General features: G+C 47.6%; 2 protein-coding genes. One reads left to right on the plus strand and one right to left on the minus strand.

Annotated elements, in window-relative coordinates; genetic code table 11:
- Positions 1–685, minus strand: a 685-nt coding sequence (locus tag Q0628_RS09935; protein WP_298770605.1) for a helix-turn-helix domain-containing protein, incomplete at its 3' end; no start/stop codon positions are given.
- Between the two features lie 334 nt (positions 686–1,019).
- On the opposite strand from Q0628_RS09935, the gene Q0628_RS09940 reads away from it, so the two are divergent.
- The coding region (locus Q0628_RS09940) for a hypothetical protein (RefSeq protein WP_298770607.1) at positions 1,020–3,970 on the plus strand (2,951 nt) is incomplete at its 3' end.

The raw sequence follows: 3,970 nt of genomic DNA on the forward strand, positions 1-3,970 counted from the left end.
CGTAGGTTCTGCCGACACGGCATTTGGCATTGGTCTTTATCTCTGGCCTTTTGTGTGGTTTGCGACGGATTCCGGCAAAAGGCAGGTCGTGCTTTTTGGAACTGAAAAGCCCGTCTTCAATCCATCCATAGATGGTGCTTCGCGCATACTTGGCGAAGAGCTCGGGATTGTTTGCGATAATGGCATCGACCGATTGGCCATTGCGCACTGAGGGAGACAGAAGTTTATCCATTTTTTCGATAGTCTCGGCGTCAGGATGAACCCCTATTCGGCTGTTTACGAGCGTCCCTCGATAATTCGCCTGTGCGCCCGAAGCGACATAATAGTGTTTTTTCATCGGGCAGTTATGAGCTTTCTCGCACCCATTGCATACGTATGGAGCACGGTTGAGGCGTTCACAAACGGCTTCTCGGAAGTTGGGGCATCCCTCAAAACATCCCTTGATGTTCTTTCTGAGGCCTCTGTCGCTTGAACTGCTGAAGTGCTTTAGGCTGCATTCGTCGAAGTGTACGCAAATCCTGTTCGAGCAGGCATAATGCTTTTCGCTTTCGATGCGTCTGTTGAGCAGTTCGCGTGAAATGGTCGATTGCGACCTTCCGAGCGCTTTGGCTATGTCGGTTGTGTTCCGCCCGCATCCAAGCATGAACTCAATGCGGTTTCGTTCGTCGTTGCCCATGTGTTTCATGGAGTATCTCCTTTTGTGTATCCCGTCACCATCCATCGGCACATGCTGAGTAGAATCGTCGGGTAAGGATACGATAGCGATTTAGCAGCAAAAAAGGAAGCCTCTCTGAGTTGTCCAGAAGTAAACGCAGGTTTCCTTCCTAGGAAGGAATAGAGGGGAAATATGCCAGAATCAATACTACCCAATAAACTTAGGGAGTAAATGCAAGTGGAACTTGCATTTACTTCTGGAGATGACGCACAACGAAATAAAATCGCACCCTGCCACAAGGGGCTTGACACTTTGGGATGTAAGGTGTAAAATTATGCACATAAATCCAACGAAGGAGATTGTTATGAATACTAAACGATTCATGTTGCACTCTGTAGTTCTTGCGATTTTTACTGTGTTTTCAGCACAGTCGTTGTTTTCAAAAACCGTACCGTTCTCGCATCAACCGCTTTTGGCGGGAAAAGCATCTCTGACAGGTAATGGGTTTGAAGTGAAACGCACATTAGGGACAGCGGCTTTTGCACCGGAATTGATGATGCCGATTGAGCTTGTTTATTCATCGTCATCGGAAAACTCTGGAGTTTTTGGCTATGGCTGGAGCTCTCCTCAATTGGAGAGTTCGCTTAAATGGGATAAGGACGGTTTACTTTGGCGATCGCCTTGGGGCGAGAATGTTAAGTTCTTTCCAAAGAAACAAAAAACTCCCAAAAACAGCATTAAACTATCTCCGATTGAGGAGGCTAAAAAAGGCCGAGGTTTGTTCGCTCCTTATTCGGATTGGGAGGCCGATTCAAAGGATTCCGATTATGTAAAATCACAGGAGTTCGTCATCATCGGCAAAGACAGACTTAAGGGCTGGAATTTTTCATATTCGAACGGGAAATTGAGTGCGATTACCACACCAAATGGAACTGTTGTTACATACGAATATGATAAGGATGGTAGGCTACAGTCAGTTTCTTCGTTAAAACAAAAACTCATCGAAATTGGTTGGATAGACGGATGTATCGCCAAAGTTTTTATAAATGGCGTCACGACAAAATTAACTTATGAAAAGACTATCGTTGCCATTCTCCCCAAGACTATTGAAGGAAGAGTTGCGAATATATCCGCAAAAGTACTTGTGTCGATGTGTAATGCCGGCTTAAATCCTGAAGTGTTCTCATATAAAAACAGTTTCTTGGCATCTGCGGCACAAGGCGGCAGGAAGGAGAAATTCACGGTTCAAAGCGAAACTCCCGCCGAACGCAAACGGAATCTTCTCAGTAAAAATTCCAAGAATAAAGTCAAACATACTGGGAAGATTGCAGGTCGTCTCATCGCCGATGCCGATTTCAGGTATGAATATCCGTCCAGAACTTCCGTCCGGCGTATCAACGCCGTCGGCGATTCGGCACTTTCCGACATCAACGAACAGAACGGAATACTTAAACAGGTGGATTTCTCCGGACGGGTCACAACATCTTACTATTTTATGCGGCATGACGCGGCATATTTGGGAAAACTCCGCAAGGTTGTAGACGGCCGCGGGCGTGACATTACGCAGTTTCGTTATGATAAACATACCGGCAGGCCCGTTAGGGTTACCGACCGTCTTGGTAATAACCGGTATCTTGAATATGACAATAAAGGCAACTGCGTCCGATTGACCCGCCGTGCAGGATGGACGCTGAGTCAGGAGCCTGTCCGCTCATTTGCCTACAATCGTTCAGGTTTGATGACATCGGTTTCGGAACTGGATGCCGAAGGAAATCCTGTCCGCACGGCGACATTGAAGTACAATAAGAGCGGGAGGGTGGTGCAATTGTCGGACGGACGGCGTACGGTCAAGGTCGGTTACTCCGAAAGCGGCTTTCCGCAGTCGATCAGTGACGGCTTTGCTGAAGTCAAGCTGAAATACGATCGCTACAACCGGCTCACAGCGGCGATTGATCCGAATGGAATTGAAACCATCCGCACTTATGCCGACCACGGCGGAATCAAAAAAATAGAAAGGAAAGACGGGGCGGAAGTTCTTTCGTCGATAGAGATTGCGTATGATTTGAACGGCTGCCCCGTCTCCATAAAAGATCAGGATGGGCGCGTAACCTCCTGCGACCGTGATGCGCTCGGTCGCATTGTCAAAGAAAAATATCCCAATGCCACCGAAGTTGCCTATGATTATGACAAGATCGGTAGATTGACCAAAGTGATAGACGAGAACGGTCATGAAATCGCTTTTGGATGGGACAAATTCGGCCTTGCTTCCCGGCTTACGGCGGCTAAACAGTTGACCGATTCAAAGCGGGACCAAAATGGACTTATCGTCTCAGTTTCGTCTTCGGTCACCGGTAAAACGGAGCGTGTGGTAAAAAGGACGTATGACAAGTTTGACCGGGTGATAAAAATCGAATACGCAAAAAACGAGATTGAGACTTTCTCGTATGACAAGTGGGGCAGAATATCGGAACATACCCGTGGAGAGCGTAAATCTACCTATCAGTACGACCATTTCGGACGGATTGCAGAAAAGACGGACGGTGAAAATGTATACGCATATTCTTACAACCAATATGGGCAGCGTGTTTCATTGACCGTGAAAAACGACAAGGGCAATGTGCTGACGGAAAAACGCATTTATGACAGGTTCGGCAGACTTTCAGAAATCTTTTCATTCGGCAAGTCGGTGAAATATTTCTATGATGTGAAAGGGCGGGTGTCGCGTCAGGTAATCGATGGAACGCCGATCGATTATGAATATACGAAGCATGGCTTTCTTGCCGGAAAATACCTCGGAGGCAGAAAAGAGCCTATATCTTCAGTTGTTTATGAGTATTCCAAATCCGGAAGAATCGTTGCCCGCAGCGTAAACGGCAAACGTACCGCTTATGAATACGACGGCAGAAATCAGTTGCTCGCGGTCAAGGATTCTGACGGCAATGATATAGAGCGGTATTCTTATGACAAGGCTGGCAATATGCTCAAGAAGACAGTAAACGGTAAAACGACAACGTTTACCTTTGACGGAGCAAATCAGCTCGTTTCATCAACTGTTGATGGCGTTACGACACGCTACACATACGATGCGGCAGGACGGCTTGTAAAAGAGGGCAACAAGACCTATCGATACGGATATCTTGACAAGGTGATGTCGGTCAGCGACGGAAAGGGCAAGTACACCTACGACTACCACGTAGATGGCCAGCTCGCCCGCGCGGACTACGGTGGCGGTAAATCTGAAGACTTCCTCTGGGACGGCCTCGCACTCGTCAAACGCGGCGGCGAGCGGTTCATCAACGAGCCGCATATTGGCGG

It is taken from the genome of uncultured Fibrobacter sp., from assembly GCF_937877005.1.
Taxonomy (GTDB): Bacteria; Fibrobacterota; Fibrobacteria; order Fibrobacterales; family Fibrobacteraceae; genus Fibrobacter.